Origin of the sequence: Spirosoma sp. KUDC1026, assembly GCF_013375035.1 — a bacterium.
GTDB lineage: Bacteria > Bacteroidota > Bacteroidia > Cytophagales > Spirosomataceae > Spirosoma.
The window spans coordinates 682,438-700,193 of the sequence record NZ_CP056032.1 but is presented as its reverse complement, the minus strand read 5'-3'; the positions used below and the strand labels follow the sequence as shown (position 1 = coordinate 700,193).

Sequence of the window (17,756 nt, the reverse complement as noted above, 5' to 3'; positions counted from 1 at the left end):
CTTCAATCCAAAAATGTGCTTTTTTTTATGTTTTTCGAACTTTTAATGTTGTATTAGTTTTGTACAAATTATTAGTTTTGTACAACTTTAAGGGGGCAACAACATTAGGACATACTTCTTTCGACTATGGAAGACTACAATAAAATCATCGAATCACTGGGCGTTAAGTTTATCAAGGCCCGTAACATTCGAATTCTACAACCGATTACGATTAAAAACTTCTACGATGTCGAGAACACGCTGCTGATTCTTTACAACGGTGAAGTATCAATTGGCGATGAGCGGATCAGTGTCGACGTAGGGGATATGCTGTTCATTCCCGGCGGAAAACACGTAACCGTTACATACGGCGATCCGGGAACGTCGAAAATGGTGTCGAATGAAGAATTCATGACGCACCGGGAAGCCTACTGGGAAGGTAATCACGACCCTAAACTAATCGGCAAACTGTCGGATTCGTTTGGGTATGTGTCATTCGAAGCCAAAGTATTTGACTCCGTAAACTTCTTCAACTCGCTCGACGTACCGCCATTCATTATCAAACAGGAGGATCATCTGGCGATTACCATCAACCAGATTCTGGCCGAAGAAATGACCGACCTGGCAGGTAAAGGCCGGATCATTAAGATCAAAACGGAAGAGATCGTCATTGAAGTTGTCCGGTATATTCTGAAAAACCGACTGTTCGTTGAGCAGTTGGTAACGAACAGTACCTATTTTAAAGACCCACGTCTGATCGATATTTTCGCTTACATCAAAGACAACCTGGGCGGTGATTTGTCGAACAAGGTGCTGGCGAACGTAGCGAACGTATCGGAAGATTACGTCGGACAGTATTTCAAAATGTTGACTGGTATCAATCCACAGGATTATATCGAATACCAGCGTATGGAAGCCGCTGTAGGTCTGCTACGGACGAGTAAGAAAAGTATTCGGGCAATCGGGGCCGAAGTTGGTTACAAAGACACGGCTTACTTCTGCCGTCGTTTCAAAATGATGTTTGGTATTCCAGCCGGTAAAATGCGCCGTCGGGAGTCGCTGATGAATGTATAAGGCATAGTCAGCCCTAAACTCAGAGAGCCAGCGAGGTCAAACCCGCTGGCTCTCTGAGTTTAGGAACGTAGTCCCTACTGTAAATTTACCGTGATGGGAAGCGTATAAAAAACGGCAACGGGTTCATTGTTCACTTCGCCCGGACGCCAGCGCGGCATTTTCTCAACGGCGTTGATTACAGTCTTCATAAAAGCTTCCATGCCCTTCTGAGTCGATTTATCAATCGATTTTGTCACCACCCGTACGTCACGCACGGTTCCGTCTTTGTCAATAATAAATTTGGCATCAACCGGATCAGCATTTCGGTTCTTACGAATCAGCGAGCCGGGATATTTGATGTTCTGAGCCAGGTATTGAGTCAGAGCCATTTGCCCACCCGGAAACTCAGGCTGTCGTTCGGCCACGGTATACACCATTTCTTTGCGTGCCTGTGCGTATGAGGTAGAACATAACGACAAGCCGCAGGCGCTGATCAGGAGAAAAGAAAAGAGAAGTTTCATGACGTTTGAACAACAGATTGATTGAGTTGCTGTACTACGTTCGATAGTTCGGGCAACAGGTCGGGATCTTTTTCCAGCCCATTTCCAACAACGATCATGTCGGCGCCAGCTTTCAGGGCCTCATAGGCTTTTTCGCCGGAATTAATGCCGCCACCGACGATGATGGGTGTGTCAACAACGGACCGGACGGCCGCAATCATTTCCGGTGACACCGGACGACGTGCTCCGCTACCTGCATCGAGGTAGATGAGTTTTAAACCCAGCATTTCACCCGCCATAGCCGTACAGGCAGCTACGCCCGGTTTGTCGTGGGGCAACGGAGTTGTGTTGCTGATGTAGGAAACAGTTGTTTGTGTACCGCTGTCGACCAGCATGTAGCCCGTTGGCAGGATTTCAAGGCCGCTTTTTTTCAGGAGTGGAGCTGCAATAACGTGCTGTCCAATTAAAAATTCGGGATTACGACCGGAAATAAGCGACAGGAGAAGTAGTGAATCGGCCGAGGGATCAATGTGTAGGGGATTACCCGGAAAAAGAACGACGGGTTTTGCCGAATGCTCTCGAATGGTGGCAATGACTTCCTGGTGACTATAATCGGTGACCAGACTGCCTCCAACCAGAAAGGCATCGATAGGGTAATCGTTGGTGCGATGAAGTAACTTAACAAGACTGTCCTGCTCCACCTTATCTGGGTCAAGCAGGACAGCAAGTGCTTTTTTTCCCGACAGCTTATGCTCCCGGAGTATAGTCAACAGGCTGTGTGGGCGCTGACTCGTGATATTCTGTTGGGCTCGCGGCTGGGTTGACGGCATTATTTTGACGGATGCGGGCTATAAAGCTGGTCAGCTGTTCGCGGGCAATGTTCGTTAGTACTGACGTAATCAGACCACCGATCAAACCACTCGCGGCCGCTGATTTCTGGGTCTTATCTGCTTGCCGCTTCACAGCTTTGTGAGTTGAAGGAGCCGTGTTGGGGGCGTCTTCATCGTACTCATCATAGTCGTAATCCGCTTCGTCGGGCTCGCCGTATTTCTCAGCGTAGCGGTACTCGGCAGATTTAGGCAGAACAGCATTGACAACCAAATATACGGCTAAACTGACACCCGCTACAAACGCAACAGTCTTGCCAACCTCTGAGGCATCTTCTTTAATCGTGTCTACTCCATCCGTAATTGATGATTTAAACCGTTCGGTTGCAGCCATTAATTGGGCACGTCGCTCGGTTGTGTCAGCAAATAGTATTTTAGGGTCTTCCATGTTGTTATTTTCTACGTATTAGTTTCACGGTACAGACAAGTCCGCTGATTGTTGATAGTAAGCTTGCAGGCAGGCTAGCTTATGGGTTAATCGTCGGATCTGGGTTTATTAGGGAACGGTTCTGATCCTGCAGATCCCGAATAGCGTCCCGTTTTTCTTCTTCTTTCTTTTCCTGGCTTTTCTTCATAGTGCTGTAAGCAATCACCCGAATTTTGGCCTTAAAAAAGTTTTTGGCAGCAAACCATAGGATAGTCGTCAGCAGGAAGAACAATGCTACAATCAGAAAGCCTAGATAGCGGCTGTTGGTCACCTCATTCAGATAAGCGGCCAGGAGGCTAAACAGAAAAATCATTGTCATGCTACCCAGAAGCGCCAGTACGATGCCGTGAATCCCGACAACAACGCCTTCTTCGATCTTGCTGCGAGTTTCCAGTGTGAACAGTTCGATACGCGCTTCCAGATAACGAAATATATTTTCCCGAATCTCCTCTAAATGTTCTAGCATGATTGTGCTTATCAAAAAAAGTATCCCTGCGATATTTACTAGAAAACAGCGTGTTTGTTTTTAAAAACACAAAAAATCCTACAGTGCATACCCATCTGCCAATAGGCTGGCCGACTTGGCTATTAGAAACTTACTGACAAAAAAGCGACCGATCCGGTAAATAACCGAATCGGTCGCTTGCTAAACGTAAAACAAAACAAGGGCTGGAATGTGCAGTATAGATTACATCACATAGATCAGTCGGGAAAGGGTAAGAAATAACCGGGACACTTAGTTAGACTGCCGAAGTTTAGCTTCAATCGTTTGCTGTGTGTGTGGGACCGCGCGAAGCCGCTCTTTGGGAATAAGCTTTCCTGTGTCTTTGCAAATGCCGTAGGTCCCGTTTTTGATACGTACCATAGCTGCGTCCAGCTGTTGAATGAACTTCTGCAGCCGGGCTGCTAATTGATTGAGGTTTTCTCGCTCACTGGTATCAGCGCCGTCTTCCAGAAGTTTTGAATTGCCGGACGTATTATCCGTACCACTGTCGTTGCGCTTGCTGAGTGTTTCTTTGATGTAATTCAGTTCACTCCGGGTAGCATCCAGCTTTTGACTGATAAGCTCCTCAAACTCTTTTAGATCTTCCTCAGAGTATCTTTTTTTCTCTTCTTTCACCATCGCCTAAGGTTTGCTTTTACAGTGTGTACGTATTACACACAAAATTAAAGGATTGTCACCGGTATTTCAATAATTGTGTTGGGGGAACAAACCTTTTTTAAATTTTTATCAAATTGTCAAATTCTATTTTTACCAATAAATATTTGGTTTTAGTGATTACTTTTTGGCAAGTATTTGGCGTACCAAAAAATGAACGTATAAATTAATCTAATTAATAATTTAAACTAATTGGAGATAAAATAGACTTATATTAGGAATGGTGCTGATTTGTTAATTTTGCAACACACTTCGCCAAGAAATTGGTTTTTAATAGGTTAAGTAACACATAGCCATGGCTTATATTGAACCAGCTCCGATAAAAGATAAAGAGAATCCACTCGAATCGATGATGTCCCGATTCGATGCGGCTGCCCACTTGCTGGGTATATCAGCAGAAATGTATGATATTCTCAAAGTGCCAGCCCGCCAAGTAATTGTCGGCCTGCCCGTTACAATGGATAACGGTAGCATCAAAGTTTTTGAAGGATACCGCGTTATTCACTCCAACATTCTGGGACCGGCAAAGGGTGGTATCCGGCTTGATCCTGGTGTACACCTCGACGAAGTACGGGCGCTGGCAGCCTGGATGACCTGGAAATGCGCCGTCGTTGATATCCCATACGGTGGCGCTAAAGGCGGTATTGCCTGCAACCCCCGTGAGATGTCAGCGGGTGAGATCGAGCGGTTGATTCGCCAGTACACCGTAGCCATGCTCGATGTAATTGGCCCGGACCGCGATATTCCGGCACCCGATATGGGGACCGGTCCCCGTGAAATGGCGTGGATCGTGGACGAATACTCCAAATCGAAAGGCATGACCGTAAACAGCGTCGTAACGGGCAAACCGTTGGTACTGGGTGGCTCGCTGGGCCGCACGGAAGCTACAGGCCGGGGGGTTACGGTAGCGGCTCTGTCAGCCATGGATAAATTGCGGATGAACCCGTACAAAACGACGGCCGCTATCCAGGGATTTGGTAACGTAGGCTCGTTTGCAGCCGAACTGCTCCACGAACGGGGCGTCACGGTCGTTGCCGTCAGCGATATTTCGGGCGGGTATTATAATTCGAACGGTATTGACATTACGGCTGCGGTAGCTTATCGAAATGGGAACAAAGGCTCGCTGGAAGGCTTTGCCGGAGCCGAAAAAATTTCAAATGAGGAACTACTCTCGCTGCCGGTCGACGTACTGGTGCCAGCTGCGAAAGAGGACGTCATTACGGAAGACAATGCCGCTTCGATCCAGGCAAAAATGATTGTGGAAGGGGCCAATGGACCAACCTCAGCCAGCGCCGATGAGATCATCAACAGCAAGGGTATTCTGGTGGTGCCCGATATTCTGGCGAATGCGGGTGGTGTTACGGTTTCCTATTTTGAATGGGTACAGAACCGGATTGGCTACAAATGGACGCTGGACCGGATCAATCGCCGGGCTGACCGGGTTATGAAAGATGCCTTTGATCGCGTGTTCGATACGTCACAACGGTACCAGGTGCCCCTTCGGTTAGCAGCCTATATCGTTGCTATTGATAAAGTAGCCAGCACCTATAAATTCCGGGGTGGCTATTAAGAAGCCGAATTGTCAAAAAGAAGAAGGGCCGACACGCAATACGTGTCGGCCCTTCTTGTAAATACGACTTTGGTTAAGCACGAACCTGCGTTGCTGCTGGAACTGGCTTCAGCACAGAACCATATGCCGGGCAGTTGCTCCGACGCGAACAGGCACCCAGCGAAAGCGTCGCCAGCGCAACCGATAAGATCAGTAATTTTTTCATGAATACGTTAGCTTGTTTAGTGGTTGACTAGGTATGCGACTATAACCAGATAACGATCTGACTGATAGAAACGTACGTCTATTCAACCACTTTATACAGTAATGATGGTGCAAAAACTACGCCATCTCAATAGAGTTAGTCTTATTCCTTGGCCAGTTCGGCTTCTTCCTCGCGTTCTTCAGCGGCTTCTGTTGCTTCCAGTTCGGTCATGCCGGGCTCTGCATCACCATAGCCCAGAATCTTCAGCATTACCTCGCTGTTTTGCTCCGGCGCAAACAGGCGCGTACGCAGGTTGCCGTGTTCATCCTTGTCGACGATGACGTGCTGGGGGGCAGGTACCAGGCAGTGCTGAATACCACCATAGCCACCCAGCGATTCCTGATAGGCACCCGTATGGAACAAACCTACGTACTGATCCTCGGCGTCCTGATCGAAAATAGGCAGGTATAAATCAGCACTGTGCGGCTCGGTGTTATAGAAATCGTGCGAGTCGCAGGTGAGGCCGCCCAGGTTCACTTTCTGGTATGGATTATCCCAGTTATTAACCGACAGCATGATGTATTTCTGGCCCAGGCCCCATGAGTCGGGGAGCTGCGTAATGAATGAGCCGTCAATCATGTACCACAACTCTTTGTCGTTCTGGAGTTTCTGGTCGATTACTTTGTAGATAACCGCACCACTTTCGCCAACCGTATACGAACCAAATTCGGTGAAAATATGCGGTACTGGCACGTTGTTCTTGTTGCAGATCCACTGAATACTTTCCACAATCTGGTCGATCATGGCCTGGTAGTCGTAGGTGAACTGGAACGACGTCTGGATAGGCATGCCACCACCAATATCGATCGAATCCAGATCCGGGCAGATCTTCCGTAGTTCGCAGTACTTATACATGAAGCGACTCAGTTCACTCCAGTAGTAGGCACTATCTTTAATTCCCGTATTGATGAAAAAGTGCAGCATTTTCAGCTTAAACTTCTCATTGGGCTGAATTTTAGTGCGGTACAGTTCATTGATGTCGCTGTAACGGATACCCAACCGGGAGGTGTAAAACGCAAAATTTGGTTCTTCGTCTGTGGCAATACGGATACCGAAGTTGACGGAATCGGCCGTAATGCTATTTTCGTAAGCCTCAATCTCTTTAAGGTTATCGAGCACCGGGATGCAATTCGAAAAACCTTCATTGATCAACTCGCTGATGTACTGCGTGTAGAGCGGCCGTTTATAGCCGTTGCAGATGATGTAGGTGCTCTTGGAAATCTTGCCGAGCTTGTACAGCTCCCGCAAAATGGGGATGTCATAAGCCGATGACGTTTCCAGATGAATATTATTTTTCAGAGCCTCTTCGAGTACAAACCGGAAGTGCGACGACTTCGTACAATAGCAGTACGTATAGGACCCCTTGTAATTATACCGCTTCATAGCATTCCGGAACAGTAGCTTGGCGTGCTCGATATGCTCCGTAATCTTCGGCAGGTAAGTGAGTTTGAGAGGGGTACCGTACTGCTTGACAATATCCATCAGCGGGACATTGTTGAACATCAGTTCGTTGTTTTCCACATTGAACTCCCGGGTTGGGAATTCGAATGTCTGGTCAATCAGATCATAGTATGTCTTCATCCCTATGGTTGACGCGTAAAAAAGGGGTTTGTGCGATCAAAAACAGGCGCGAATTTGGTGCCTATCCTCGGGCTTTACAAGGAAAGCCTTTTCATAAGTTAGTGAACGAAAAAGAAGGGGGTTTGATTCGGAGTACTTATAAATTTTACATTGGGAGAACAACAGACTTGTCCATGAATTGGAGTCTGCGGCCTATCTGCCCAAACTAACGTTGGCGCTGTTGGTTTCCCTTTGGTAAGGGGTGGCCGTCAAACCAAAAAGAACGCCTACTTTTGCCACCCGACACCGAATTTATCTTATAATGTCCCAGGCCATCCACTTCATTGCCATTGGCGGTAGTGCTATGCATAGTCTCGCACTGGCGCTTCAGAAACAGGGATATATCGTTACCGGCTCCGACGATGTTATCTACGACCCATCCCGAACCCAGCTGCAGAAGCACGGTCTGCTGCCGGCAGAATTAGGCTGGTTTCCGGAGAAAGTAAATCAGGCCGATATGGTTATTGTCGGCATGCATGCCCGTCCGGATAATCCGGAATTGCTACGGGCGCAGGAACTAGGCTTACCAATTTATTCCTACCCCGATTTCATTTATCAGCAAAGTCAGCAGAAGCAGCGGGTTGTCATTACGGGTAGCCACGGAAAAACAACTGTAACGGCCATGATTCTGCATGTTATGCAGTACCATAATCGTTTGTTCGATTTTCTGGTGGGCGAGCCGGTGGCGGGTTTGCCGGGAACAGTTCGACTATCGGCGGGGCCGAACGGACTGGTTGCGCCCGTTGTCATTATTGAAGGCGACGATGTGTACTCATCGCCGATCGATCCTACGCCTAAGTTCCTGAACTATAAACCCCACATTGCCCTGATCAATGGCATTGCCTGGGACCACGTCAACTTATATCCAACCTGGGATGCGTATGTCGAGCCTTTTGAACAACTGGCTGAAGATATGCCTAAAGCCGGTATCCTGATCTTCGACGAGTCCGACAACATGCTGGATGTTATCGGCCAGAAGGACCGAACTGATATTACGAAAATACCGTATCAGGCACATCCCAGTGAGGTTGTCGACGGGCAGACGTATTTGATTACCAAAAAACGCAGTGGTGTGCCATCCCGCCGGATCCCGGTGTCAGTCTTTGGGGAGCATAACATGAAAAACATTGCCGGGGCAATGGCCGTCTGCGATCGGCTGGGTCTGACCGAGGATCAATTTTACGAAGCCATTCCGTCGTTTGTAGGAGTTACACAGCGAATGGAGAAGATTGCGGAATCAGACAGGCGTACTATTCTGCGGGATGCGGCTCACGCGCCCGCCAAGGTAGAAGCCGTGACGGAAGCCGTTCGGAAGCAGTATGCGCAGCAGCGATTACTGGCCGTTGTGGAACTGCATACGTACAGCAGCCTGAGCAAATCGTTCCTGGGTGAGTACGAAGGTACACTGAACCCAGCCGATAGTGCCGTTGTGTACGTAAACAGCAACGGGCATCCGGTCGAGATTACGGCGTCGGATGTTAACGAAGCGTTTGCGCACAAAAACCTGCGCGTATTCACGGACATAGCCGAACTACAGACCTACCTGATCGACCAGCGTTCAACGGCCGACGTGTTTCTGCTGATGAGTTCCGGCTCGTTTGGAGGTATAGATATTAACGAACTAGCCAGCCAGTTACTCGGCTGATAACCAATACAATTGTGGCAACTCAAAGTCTTGTGGTGTACTGCGCGTCCAGCGTGGGCGTCAATCCAGTTTATAACCAGGTCGCGACTGAACTGGGCGAAAAAATGGCCGCCCGGAACATCCGGCTGATCTACGGCGGAGGTGGTTTTGGTCTAATGGGAAACGTTGCCGACGGCGTTCTGCAAAATGGTGGGGAGGTAACGGGCGTTATTCCTAACTTCCTGGCCGATCTCGAAGTGGCGCACAAAACGCTCACGGAGATTCACTTTGTGGAGACTATGCACGAACGGAAATACAAAATGGTGCAGCTGGCGCGGGGCGTGATTGCCCTGCCCGGCGGCTACGGCACGCTCGATGAACTGTTCGAAATTCTGGCCTGGCGGCAATTGAAAATCTACGACGGACCGGTCGCGATCATTAATACGAATGGTTTCTACGACCTGATGCTTCAGCAATTAGACCGTATGGTAGCCGATGGTTTTCTCAAAGCCGAAAACCGGGAGCTACTGCTGGTAGCTGAGTCGGTTGATCAAGTACTGGAACAGATCGCTGATTTCTGGGAAAGCGCGTATTAAGAAAACGAAAAAGGCTCTCACGTTCAGCGAGAGCCTTTTTCGTTGCAAAAATGTCTGTTACTGCAGTCCAAACGCCGATAGCTTCACGAACTCACTAACCCGCGCCTGGATCTCGTCCTGGCTCAGGTTCATGATCCGCTCGGTACCGAACTTTTCTACACAGAAGGACGCCATTGCCGATCCATAAATGATCGCACGTTTCATATTATCGAAGGAAATATCATCTGTTTTGGCTAGGTAGCCGATAAAACCACCCGCAAACGTATCGCCTGCGCCGGTCGGATCAAATACTTCTTCGAGCGGGAGAGCCGGAGCAAAGAATACCAATTTGTCCTGGAACAATAATGCACCGTGTTCACCTTTTTTGATAATGACCGTCTTAGGCCCCATCTCCCGAATTTTAGCGGCCGCTTTTACCAGCGCGTATTCTTTGGTCAGCTGCCGGGCTTCTTCGTCGTTCACGACTAATACGTCAACCAGCGGCAGTAGCGTCATCAGATCGGCATTGGCGATATCGATCCAGAGATTCATCGTATCGAGTACGATCAGCTTAGGCCGCGTAGTCATTCGCTCAATAACCGTCCGCTGAATGGCCGGGGCGGTGTTGCCCAGCATCAGGTATGTACAACCCTGATACGACTCCGGAATAATCGGGTCGAAATTTTCCATTACGTTCAACTGCACATCCACCGTATCGCGGGTGTTCATGTCGTTGTGGTATTTTCCCGACCAGAAAAACGTTTTTTCGCCCTTCCGAATTTCCAGCCCATCGGTATTAATACCATGCTGCTGAAGATCATTGATCATGCTCTGTGGGAAATCATCACCCACAACAGCAACCAGGTTGTTTTCATCCGTGAAATACGACGCTGATAGTGTAATGTACGTAGCAGCACCACCAATGATTTTATCGGTTTTGCCGAAGGGGGTTTCCAGCGCGTCGAAGGCGACGGAGCCAACAGTTAATAAGCTCATTATTTGTCTTTTTTACGCCCAATGACGGGGCAGCGTTTAAACGGTTTTGTCTCGTCGAACAGTTTGCGATACGTAATGTGAGTTTTTACGATTTTCGACCCCAATTGGCTCACAAACCGAACCATGATGGGATTAAAATCACCCACCCAGTTCATCTCCAGTTCGGTGTATTGAAAATTAGGATTATGATCGGCCTCATGGGGCATCCGTAGGGCAATGGCCGCTTCTACGCCCTTACCCTGATGCTCGGGCGCTACACCAAACACAACGCCAAACGCCTTGTGGTTGGTCTTCATGACCATGTGCCACAGGAATTTCAGCTTGCCGATCAGGTCTAGTTTGCCATTCACGTGCTTGAATACCTGATTGAGTTCGGGTAGGCAAACGAAAAAAGCCACCGGCTCGCCCTGGTAATAAGCGAAGTAGATGATCTTCTCATCGAGAACCGGCTTTAGCTTTTTCATGAGCAACTGCGCCTGCTCGGCCGACATTTCATGAACACCGCTGTGGCCACCCCAGGCGGCATTGTAAATATGCCGAAACTGCTCGGCCGCAGCGGGTAAGTCCTTTTTGTCAATTGTCCGGAAGCTATAGTCCGGATTCTGGTAGATACGTTGTGCCCGGTCTTTCACCGCCTGCGACATATCGACCAGCTTCGACCAGGTGGTGGGAATTCCGAACGTAAACTGCTTAAAATAATCTTGAAAGCCGTAATTTTCGAAGAATGCAATGTAGTACGGCTTCGTGTACGGCATGCAGTAGTTGGGTTCGCGGTCGAACCCGTCGACTAGCAGCCCCCACCAGCGATCGCGGTCACCAAAGTTGATTGGACCATCCATGGCTTCCTGCCCCCGTTGCTGTAACCAGGCTTTCCCGGCGTCAAACAGCATAAAAGCGGCCGTTTGGTCGTCAATGCACTCAAAAAATCCAACACCACCCGTAGGTTGATCGTTGTCGAGCGTGCTGATGGCGTAGTCCACGAAAACCGCAATCCGGCCAACGGTTTTCTGCTTATCGTCCAGCAGCAAGTACCGAACACATTCGCCGTTTTCGAAACGCTTATTACGTGCCGGATCGAAAACTTCTTCTACGTCGGCATCCAGCGGCCGAATCCAATTCGAATCGTTGCGGTAGAGCCGCACGGGAAACTGGATAAATTCTTTCTGATATTGGGCACTACTGCCCACTTCCACTAGCTGCATGGCCGAACCTGAGCGGGTCAATTCTGAAAACAAAAGGCGAATATACGTAAAAGGGCCGGGCCACCCAGATTGAGCCCAGGAAGCGGGTACCATTTTCCAGTCGACAATGTGTAGATTTGCAGACGTTTTGCAGCTTACTTTTGTTGGCGCAAGAAAGGAGGTACGTTCCGGTAAAACTGGTACGTTATCTGCCGGAATGTAGCTGTCGCTAACCAGATTTTCTGCCTGCCTTGCCGGGTGGGATGACCATCAATCGAATGCAACCACTTCACGTATACAATACGCTTACCCGCAAAAAGGAACTGTTTGAACCCCTCAACGCGCCCTACGTTGGGATGTACGTGTGCGGTCCGACGGTATATAATTACGTTCACCTGGGCAACGTTCGGACGTTTCTGACCTTCGATACGCTCTATCGGTATCTGACGTTCATTGGCTACAAAGTTCGTTACGTTCGTAACCTGACCGACGTGGGTCACCTGGTGGGTGACGGTGACGAGGGCGAGGACAAAATTGGACGGATGGCGAAGCTGGAAAAAGTGGAGCCGATGGAAATCGTACAGCGCTTCACAAATGATTTCCACACCGTGATGGCGCAGTTCAATACCTTTCCGCCCAGTATCGAACCGACGGCTACTGGCCACATGGTCGAGCAGATCGAAGCGGTGCAGGAGCTGATTGAGAAGGGACTTGCCTACGAGTCGAACGGTTCGGTTTATTTCGATATTGAAACCTACAATAAAAAGGGCGGTAACTACGGCAAACTGTCGGGCCGGATTCTGGACGATCTGATGAACGAAACCCGCGAACTCGACGGGCAGTCGGAGAAACGTAGTCCGCTCGATTTCGCCCTCTGGAAACGGGCTGCTCCTGAGCATCTGATGCGCTGGAAAGCGCCCTGGAGCGACGGGTTTCCCGGCTGGCACCTGGAATGTACCTGCATGAGTACGAAGTACCTGGGTAAACAGTTTGACATTCACGGTGGGGGTATGGACCTGAAGTTCCCGCATCACGAGTGCGAAATTGCGCAGGGCGATGGACTGACCGGGAAAGACCCCGCCCGGTACTGGATGCACTCGAACATGCTGACCGTGAACGGGCAGAAAATGTCGAAGTCGCTGGGTAACTCGTTCCTGCCCGCCGAGTTGTTTGCGGGTAACCACAAACTGCTCGATCAGCCGTATAGTCCCATGACAGTACGGTTTTTCATGCTGCAATCACATTACCGCAGCACGCTCGATTTCTCAAACGATGCCCTGAAAGCAGCTCAGAAAGGTTACCGGCGCCTGGCGAATGGGTTGCGCGTGATCAAATTGATGGCGTATGATGGTTCTGCCGACGTAGCGCCCGATGAGAAGAAACAGCAGGACATTCGGCAGGCGGTACAGTCGTTCTACGAAGCCATGAACGACGATCTGAACACGGCCGTCGCCATCGCGCAGTTGTTTACCTTACTGAAGTACGTAAACATGCTCTATCTGAACCAGCTGTCGGCGTCGGCGCTTGGCGAGGAGATCTTTACGCTGCTCAAAGATTCCTTTACGACGTTCATGGAAGACGTGCTTGGACTAAAAGAGGAAGGTGCTGATAATCAGCCGGTGCTGGAAGGGCTGCTGACGCTGTACCGGGAGTATAAAGAGCAGCGTCAATATGATAAAGTCGATCAGATTCGTTCGTATTTCAAAGCACAGGGGCTGGCCATCAAAGACATGAAACACCAGATTGACTGGGCCTACGAAGAATAACCGGAATAGCCATGAGTTTGGCGTTTTGTCCAGAGTAGATACGTATTAGCAGCATCTGAATTCCTTACCATGAAAAAAATAATCGTCGCTGTATCGCTGATCGCGTTGACGTTTGCCTGCAAATCAAAAGAACAACAGGATGATACCGAAGCAAGCCAGAAAGTCACGATGGCTGCTGCGCCCGCTTTCAATGCTGATTCAGCCTATGCGTACATTGAAAAGCAGGTAGCATTCGGCCCACGGGTGCCGAACACACCGGCCCATGTCCAGACGGGTAACTACCTCGTCAGTAAACTAAAGCAATTTGGCTGTGAAGTAACCGAGCAGACGTTCGTGGCCAATACCTGGGACGGTAAGAAACTGAACGCCCGGAACATCATTGGTAGTATTAATCCGGGTGCGACCAAGCGTATCGTACTGGCGTCGCACTGGGATTCGCGTCCGCACGCGGATCAGGACCCCGATGCGGCCGATAAAAACAAGCCTGTAACGGCCGCCAACGACGGGGCCAGCGGTGTTGGTGTGTTGCTCGAACTGGCGCGGACCATTCAGGCCGCTAAAGACAAACCAGACGTTGGGATTGATATTGTTTTCTTTGACGCTGAAGACTGGGGTAGTGGTGAAAAAGTATCAGGTGATTACGAGGAAAAAAGCGGCAATCAATACGATTATTTAGGCTTCTGTCTGGGATCGCGCTACTGGGCCAAAAACCTGCACAAACCTGGTTATTCGGCGTATTACGGTATTTTGCTGGATATGGTCGGCGCAAAAGGTGCAACGTTCGCCAAAGAAGGTTACTCAATGCAGTTTGCCCCAACGGTGGTCAATAATGTCTGGCAAACGGCTAGCCAGCTTGGCTACAGTCAGTTCTTTGTAGATACGCCGGGCAGCCAGATTGTTGACGACCATATAGCCCCGAACACCATCGCCAAAATTCCAATGATCGATATTATTCATACGAACATTGGTTCAGGAGGATTCTTCCCCGGCTGGCACACCGCCGAAGATAACATGAGTTATATTGATCGCAGTACGTTGAAGGCGGTTGGTCAGACGGTAATGCAGGTGTTATATAATGAACAATAGAACAGATCAATCTACTGAGGTCGTGCAAACCAGTAAACGATGGCTTCCTGTATCTCTTTTGACTGTACTGGCAGTACTTGCCTGGGTGCTGAGCAGTTGCGTATCTGCACCGGATACGTTCGGGAAATTGGATCTGAAAAAATGGCGGAGCGATCGGGGGGGCTGTAATGGCGTCCGGCAATCGATTCTACCAGATTTCCGGGCCGAAATGCAGAATCTGAAGGGAAAGACGGCTAATACGGTAGGCGACTTGCTTGGCCGGCCGGACATTAATCAAATTGCCGACCGGAACCAGAAGTTTTACATCTACTTTCTGGAAAAGGGTACCCACTGCGATACGCCCGGCGCTAAATCCGAAAGTCCCTCAGTCGCGATCCGGTTCAGTGCCATCGGCCTGGCTACGGAGATTACGTTCCAGAATGGAATCCCGTGAGGTAAACCAAAAAGAGATTAGAGATAGAATTTTTTGCGGGTAATCATTTCTTCCACGGCATCCGGCACCATGTAGCGAATTGAGCGATTGGTCCGGATGCAGTCGCGTATGAACGTAGCTGAGATATCGAGTAAGGGCGCTTCGACCAGTTTGATAGCAGGATGGGCTTTCAATGAACTCTCGACCGAACGGGGTCTGGGGTAAACGTACACACCGTAGTAGTCCAGAATTTTGTCATAGTTCTTCCAGTTAATAAACTGATCCAGATTGTCTTCACCCATGATAAGCCGGAATGTGTGCTGGGGGTATTTTTCACCCAAACGTACCAGCGTATCAATCGTGTAGCTCGGTTTAGGCATTGAAAACTCGATATTAGTCGCCCGCAATCGGCTGTTATCGTTAATAGCCTGCTCCACCATATCGTATCGGTCAAATTCGTGCAGCAGACTTTTGGTCTTCTTGAATGGGTTCTGGGGCGACACCACAAACCAGACCTGCTCCAGATCTGTTGCTGTTGCCATGGTGTTGGCAATGATAAGATGCCCCATATGAATGGGGTTGAATGACCCAAAAAACAGACCGATTTTCATTAACACGTACTAAAAAGAATGACGCCTTCCCTAGAAAGCGTCATGGCTGATATTCTGTTTATTAATTGCTATAACACGGTCGATTTAGCCGGTACTTTATTCTCATTTACAAAGTCATTGACCAACCGCTGAGCTTTCTGAAGTGAGGTTTCCAGATCGTCGTTAACCAGTATTACGTCGAAACGGTCCTGAAAACTCATTTCGAAGTGAACTTTGAACAACCGTTTTGACAGGCTCTCTTCTGTTTCCGAACCGCGGCCGATGAGTCGCTGACGTAACGTTTCTTCGTCAGGTACTTTCACAAAAACCGCCAGCGCTTTGTCGCCGTAGTACTCTTTCAGTTTCAGGCCGCCCTGCACATCAACGTCGAATAGGACGTGCTTACCACTGGCCCACACGCGCTCAATCTCCGATTTCAGCGTACCGTAAAAAGCACCTACGTATACTTCCTCCCACTCGACAAACTCGTTGTTATCAATCTTTTCTTTAAAGTCTTCGGGCGTTAGAAAATAATAATCTTTCCCATTCTGCTCACTACGTCCCCGGCGGTCGCGGGTACAGGCGGAGATCGAAAAACCAAGGTTTGCGTTCTCGGCCAGCAGGTGTTTGACGATAGTTGTCTTACCAGAACCAGAGGGGGCTGAGAATATAATGAGTTTACCGTCCAAAATGTAATCGTTTGTGGCTATATATTAAAAAGAAATTGGGGTAATTAAGGGCGGTTGATCCGTTTCCTTAATTACCCCAACAAAAGTACAATGCTGTTAGCTGAAACTTAAAATCCGGGATTTTATCGTTGCTACTAGCTGCTCAGGGCAGCACTTTTTTTCCATTCGTTTAGTCAACAACTCTTTCACTTCCTGTTCGAGATGATACATCTTGATGCAGGGCTGGCAACTTTCTAGATTGACTTTAAGCTTGGCGAGTTGTTGTTCGGTGGCTTCTCCATCCAAAATCAACTGAATCATTTTAAGACAGTCAGCCTGGTGACTGCAATTGTGCTTCATCTCAGGCTTTGTGCTGGAGGAGGATGACGATGGCAACGACGTTTGCATTGGAAAAGTTCTATTTATTCCAAGAATATTAATACCGTTAAGTTATTAGCAGAACCAAAGTATAGTGAGAAAAAGTTCGGTTTACTCTTCATTTTCTTCATTATATCCCATTGAAGAGGCATAGTCACGCAGTTTCTCTTTCAACAGGTTACGGGCCCGGTGTAAGCGGGATCGTACTGTGCCGATTGGAATATCCAGAATCTTAGCCATCTCCTCATACGTGAATCCTTCGATGTCACAAAGAATGATGACCGTCCGGAAGTCAACCGGCAGCGAGTTGAGAGCCGTAGCTACCTCATCGCCGATCAGATCAGAAACCGACTCTGCCCGTAGGTCGACCGTATGCTCAGTTTCAGAATCTTCAGAATTATATGTCGTTTCGACATCCTGATAGTCAACTTTCGCCGGCTCCTTACTCTTTTTACGGTAGTCGTTAATGAAGCTGTTCTTCAGAATTCGAAACAGCCATGCTTTTGCGTTAGTTCCTTGTTCGAACGAGGAAATAAAACGGAAGGCCTTTAAATACGTATCCTGCACGAGATCGTTGGCGTCGTCCTCGTCTGTAGTTAACCGAAAGGCAAAGTTGTACATGGAGTCTATGTGGGGCATAAACTCTCTGTTAAATATTTGATATTTCTGCTCGTCGGTATAACCACGAGCTGGGGTGTCGGTCGAGGGCTGTTCGGCAGCAGGCGAGCCGTCGATTGGCAGCGTTTGGTCGTCGTCGCGAGTTGGCGTATCTGACATAACTTCGGGCATAGTCGCCATAAAAGTAAGGGTTAATTACCGTATACCGTTGGTTCTGGTCAGCGATTTCACTGACAGGATCAGCAACGATTTATTGACAGCTCATAAAAGCTTGACTGCAAAAATCAGTCCTTTGTTCAAAAAAAGTTCATAATCAGCCAGATATGCCGATTTGTCAGTGAACGTTTCGTTAGACACTAATGTTAAAGCCGGTCAGCTGCCGACAGATAATTTGTGGCAACTGACCGGCTTACTTAAATTTAA

20 protein-coding genes are annotated in these 17,756 nt (G+C 48.7%); 7 read left to right on the top strand and 13 right to left on the bottom strand.

What is annotated here, in order from left to right:
- The first annotated feature begins 126 nt into the window (after nucleotides 1-126).
- Nucleotides 127-1,053: a helix-turn-helix domain-containing protein gene (locus tag HU175_RS03015; protein ID WP_176565176.1), complete on the top strand. Its 927-nt coding sequence runs from the start codon at nucleotides 127-129 to the stop codon at nucleotides 1,051-1,053.
- Between the two features lie 74 nt (nucleotides 1,054-1,127).
- Here the strand turns inward: HU175_RS03015 and HU175_RS03010 are convergent, their stop codons facing one another.
- The 5 genes from HU175_RS03010 to HU175_RS02990 form a co-directional block, all read right to left on the bottom strand.
- Nucleotides 1,128-1,553, bottom strand: a complete 426-nt coding sequence (locus HU175_RS03010; protein WP_176565175.1) for an energy transducer TonB — start codon at nucleotides 1,551-1,553, stop codon at nucleotides 1,128-1,130.
- On the bottom strand, nucleotides 1,550-2,302 hold the full coding sequence (locus HU175_RS03005; protein ID WP_228724304.1) for a geranylgeranylglyceryl/heptaprenylglyceryl phosphate synthase: 753 nt from the start codon (nucleotides 2,300-2,302) through the stop codon (nucleotides 1,550-1,552). Before HU175_RS03005 ends, HU175_RS03010 begins: the two co-directional genes overlap by 4 nt.
- Nucleotides 2,280-2,807, bottom strand: a complete 528-nt coding sequence (locus HU175_RS03000) for a hypothetical protein (protein WP_176565173.1) — start codon at nucleotides 2,805-2,807, stop codon at nucleotides 2,280-2,282. Before HU175_RS03000 ends, HU175_RS03005 begins: the two co-directional genes overlap by 23 nt.
- 79 nt (nucleotides 2,808-2,886) lie before the next feature.
- Nucleotides 2,887-3,312: a phage holin family protein gene (locus HU175_RS02995; protein ID WP_176565172.1), complete on the bottom strand. Its 426-nt coding sequence runs from the start codon at nucleotides 3,310-3,312 to the stop codon at nucleotides 2,887-2,889.
- Nucleotides 3,313-3,582: 270 nt separating this feature from the next.
- Nucleotides 3,583-3,969 carry a TraR/DksA family transcriptional regulator gene (locus tag HU175_RS02990; protein ID WP_176565171.1) on the bottom strand — a complete coding sequence of 129 codons (387 nt, stop codon included), beginning with the start codon at nucleotides 3,967-3,969 and terminating at the stop codon, nucleotides 3,583-3,585.
- Between the two features lie 331 nt (nucleotides 3,970-4,300).
- Here HU175_RS02990 and HU175_RS02985 point away from each other — a divergent pair, with 331 nt between their 5' ends.
- Nucleotides 4,301-5,575, top strand: coding sequence for a Glu/Leu/Phe/Val family dehydrogenase (locus HU175_RS02985; protein WP_176565170.1), 1,275 nt, complete (start codon nucleotides 4,301-4,303; stop codon nucleotides 5,573-5,575).
- 73 nt (nucleotides 5,576-5,648) lie between these two features.
- Here HU175_RS02985 and HU175_RS24930 read toward each other — a convergent pair whose 3' ends face one another.
- On the bottom strand, nucleotides 5,649-5,780 hold the full coding sequence (locus tag HU175_RS24930) for a hypothetical protein (protein WP_255433107.1): 132 nt from the start codon (nucleotides 5,778-5,780) through the stop codon (nucleotides 5,649-5,651).
- A 141-nt stretch (nucleotides 5,781-5,921) separates the two neighbouring features.
- Nucleotides 5,922-7,400, bottom strand: coding sequence for an arginine decarboxylase (locus HU175_RS02980; RefSeq protein WP_176565169.1), 1,479 nt, complete (start codon nucleotides 7,398-7,400; stop codon nucleotides 5,922-5,924).
- 301 nt (nucleotides 7,401-7,701) lie between these two features.
- Here HU175_RS02980 and HU175_RS02975 point away from each other — a divergent pair, with 301 nt between their 5' ends.
- Together HU175_RS02975 and HU175_RS02970 are read left to right on the top strand one after the other, a co-directional pair.
- A complete protein-coding gene (locus HU175_RS02975) occupies nucleotides 7,702-9,084 on the top strand; it encodes a UDP-N-acetylmuramate--L-alanine ligase (RefSeq protein ID WP_176565168.1) in 1,383 nt (460 codons plus the stop codon).
- 14 nt (nucleotides 9,085-9,098) lie between these two features.
- Nucleotides 9,099-9,659 carry a TIGR00730 family Rossman fold protein gene (locus tag HU175_RS02970; RefSeq protein ID WP_176565167.1) on the top strand — a complete coding sequence of 187 codons (561 nt, stop codon included), beginning with the start codon at nucleotides 9,099-9,101 and terminating at the stop codon, nucleotides 9,657-9,659.
- Nucleotides 9,660-9,716: 57 nt separating this feature from the next.
- Here the strand turns inward: HU175_RS02970 and HU175_RS02965 are convergent, their stop codons facing one another.
- Nucleotides 9,717-10,634 (bottom strand): PfkB family carbohydrate kinase, encoded by a 918-nt coding sequence (locus tag HU175_RS02965; RefSeq protein WP_176565166.1) that lies wholly within the window; start codon nucleotides 10,632-10,634, stop codon nucleotides 9,717-9,719.
- Nucleotides 10,634-11,836, bottom strand: coding sequence for a hypothetical protein (locus HU175_RS02960; RefSeq protein ID WP_176565165.1), 1,203 nt, complete (start codon nucleotides 11,834-11,836; stop codon nucleotides 10,634-10,636). The genes HU175_RS02965 and HU175_RS02960 overlap by 1 nt, the downstream gene beginning before the upstream one ends.
- A 257-nt stretch (nucleotides 11,837-12,093) precedes the next feature.
- Between HU175_RS02960 and cysS the strand changes: the two genes are divergently transcribed.
- The 3 genes from cysS (at nucleotide 12,094) to HU175_RS02945 (ending at nucleotide 15,100) form a co-directional block, all read left to right on the top strand.
- The gene (gene cysS / locus HU175_RS02955; protein WP_176565164.1) at nucleotides 12,094-13,581 is read left to right on the top strand and encodes a cysteine--tRNA ligase; all 1,488 of its coding nucleotides are present in this window, start codon (nucleotides 12,094-12,096) and stop codon (nucleotides 13,579-13,581) included.
- Nucleotides 13,582-13,650: 69 nt separating this feature from the next.
- Complete coding sequence (locus tag HU175_RS02950) at nucleotides 13,651-14,667, top strand: M28 family peptidase (protein ID WP_176565163.1); 1,017 nt, start codon at nucleotides 13,651-13,653, stop codon at nucleotides 14,665-14,667.
- A 58-nt stretch (nucleotides 14,668-14,725) separates the two neighbouring features.
- The gene (locus tag HU175_RS02945; RefSeq protein ID WP_176565162.1) at nucleotides 14,726-15,100 is read left to right on the top strand and encodes a hypothetical protein; all 375 of its coding nucleotides are present in this window, start codon (nucleotides 14,726-14,728) and stop codon (nucleotides 15,098-15,100) included.
- A 17-nt stretch (nucleotides 15,101-15,117) separates the two neighbouring features.
- Here HU175_RS02945 and nadD read toward each other — a convergent pair whose 3' ends face one another.
- The 4 genes from nadD to HU175_RS02925 all read right to left on the bottom strand — a co-directional run bounded on the left by nadD (nucleotide 15,118) and on the right by HU175_RS02925 (nucleotide 17,513).
- A complete protein-coding gene (nadD, locus tag HU175_RS02940; protein ID WP_176565161.1) occupies nucleotides 15,118-15,690 on the bottom strand; it encodes a nicotinate (nicotinamide) nucleotide adenylyltransferase in 573 nt (190 codons plus the stop codon).
- Between the two features lie 68 nt (nucleotides 15,691-15,758).
- Complete coding sequence (gmk, locus tag HU175_RS02935; RefSeq protein WP_176565160.1) at nucleotides 15,759-16,358, bottom strand: guanylate kinase; 600 nt, start codon at nucleotides 16,356-16,358, stop codon at nucleotides 15,759-15,761.
- 96 nt (nucleotides 16,359-16,454) lie between these two features.
- Nucleotides 16,455-16,658: a hypothetical protein gene (locus tag HU175_RS02930; RefSeq protein WP_228724303.1), complete on the bottom strand. Its 204-nt coding sequence runs from the start codon at nucleotides 16,656-16,658 to the stop codon at nucleotides 16,455-16,457.
- Nucleotides 16,659-16,826: 168 nt separating this feature from the next.
- The gene (locus tag HU175_RS02925) at nucleotides 16,827-17,513 is read right to left on the bottom strand and encodes a sigma-70 family RNA polymerase sigma factor (RefSeq protein ID WP_228724302.1); all 687 of its coding nucleotides are present in this window, start codon (nucleotides 17,511-17,513) and stop codon (nucleotides 16,827-16,829) included.
- Nucleotides 17,514-17,756 lie beyond the last annotated feature (243 nt).

Excerpts from the sequence above, each read along its gene's own strand:
- HU175_RS02930 (WP_228724303.1), bottom strand. The coding sequence starts at position 16,658 with ATGATTCAGTTGATTTTGGATGGAGAAGCCACCGAACAACAACTCGCC.
- nadD (WP_176565161.1), bottom strand. The coding sequence starts at position 15,690 with ATGAAAATCGGTCTGTTTTTTGGGTCATTCAACCCCATTCATATGGGG.
- HU175_RS02990 (WP_176565171.1), bottom strand. The coding sequence starts at position 3,969 with ATGGTGAAAGAAGAGAAAAAAAGATACTCTGAGGAAGATCTAAAAGAG.
- HU175_RS02985 (WP_176565170.1), top strand. The coding sequence starts at position 4,301 with ATGGCTTATATTGAACCAGCTCCGATAAAAGATAAAGAGAATCCACTC.
- cysS (WP_176565164.1), top strand. The coding sequence starts at position 12,094 with ATGCAACCACTTCACGTATACAATACGCTTACCCGCAAAAAGGAACTG.
- HU175_RS02995 (WP_176565172.1), bottom strand. The coding sequence starts at position 3,312 with ATGCTAGAACATTTAGAGGAGATTCGGGAAAATATATTTCGTTATCTG.
- HU175_RS03015 (WP_176565176.1), top strand. The coding sequence starts at position 127 with ATGGAAGACTACAATAAAATCATCGAATCACTGGGCGTTAAGTTTATC.
- HU175_RS03010 (WP_176565175.1), bottom strand. The coding sequence starts at position 1,553 with ATGAAACTTCTCTTTTCTTTTCTCCTGATCAGCGCCTGCGGCTTGTCG.
- HU175_RS02960 (WP_176565165.1), bottom strand. The coding sequence starts at position 11,836 with ATGCAGCTAGTGGAAGTGGGCAGTAGTGCCCAATATCAGAAAGAATTT.
- HU175_RS02975 (WP_176565168.1), top strand. The coding sequence starts at position 7,702 with ATGTCCCAGGCCATCCACTTCATTGCCATTGGCGGTAGTGCTATGCAT.
- HU175_RS02950 (WP_176565163.1), top strand. The coding sequence starts at position 13,651 with ATGAAAAAAATAATCGTCGCTGTATCGCTGATCGCGTTGACGTTTGCC.
- HU175_RS02925 (WP_228724302.1), bottom strand. The coding sequence starts at position 17,513 with ATGGCGACTATGCCCGAAGTTATGTCAGATACGCCAACTCGCGACGAC.
- HU175_RS02980 (WP_176565169.1), bottom strand. The coding sequence starts at position 7,400 with ATGAAGACATACTATGATCTGATTGACCAGACATTCGAATTCCCAACC.
- HU175_RS03000 (WP_176565173.1), bottom strand. The coding sequence starts at position 2,807 with ATGGAAGACCCTAAAATACTATTTGCTGACACAACCGAGCGACGTGCC.
- HU175_RS24930 (WP_255433107.1), bottom strand. The coding sequence starts at position 5,780 with ATGAAAAAATTACTGATCTTATCGGTTGCGCTGGCGACGCTTTCGCTG.
- HU175_RS02965 (WP_176565166.1), bottom strand. The coding sequence starts at position 10,634 with ATGAGCTTATTAACTGTTGGCTCCGTCGCCTTCGACGCGCTGGAAACC.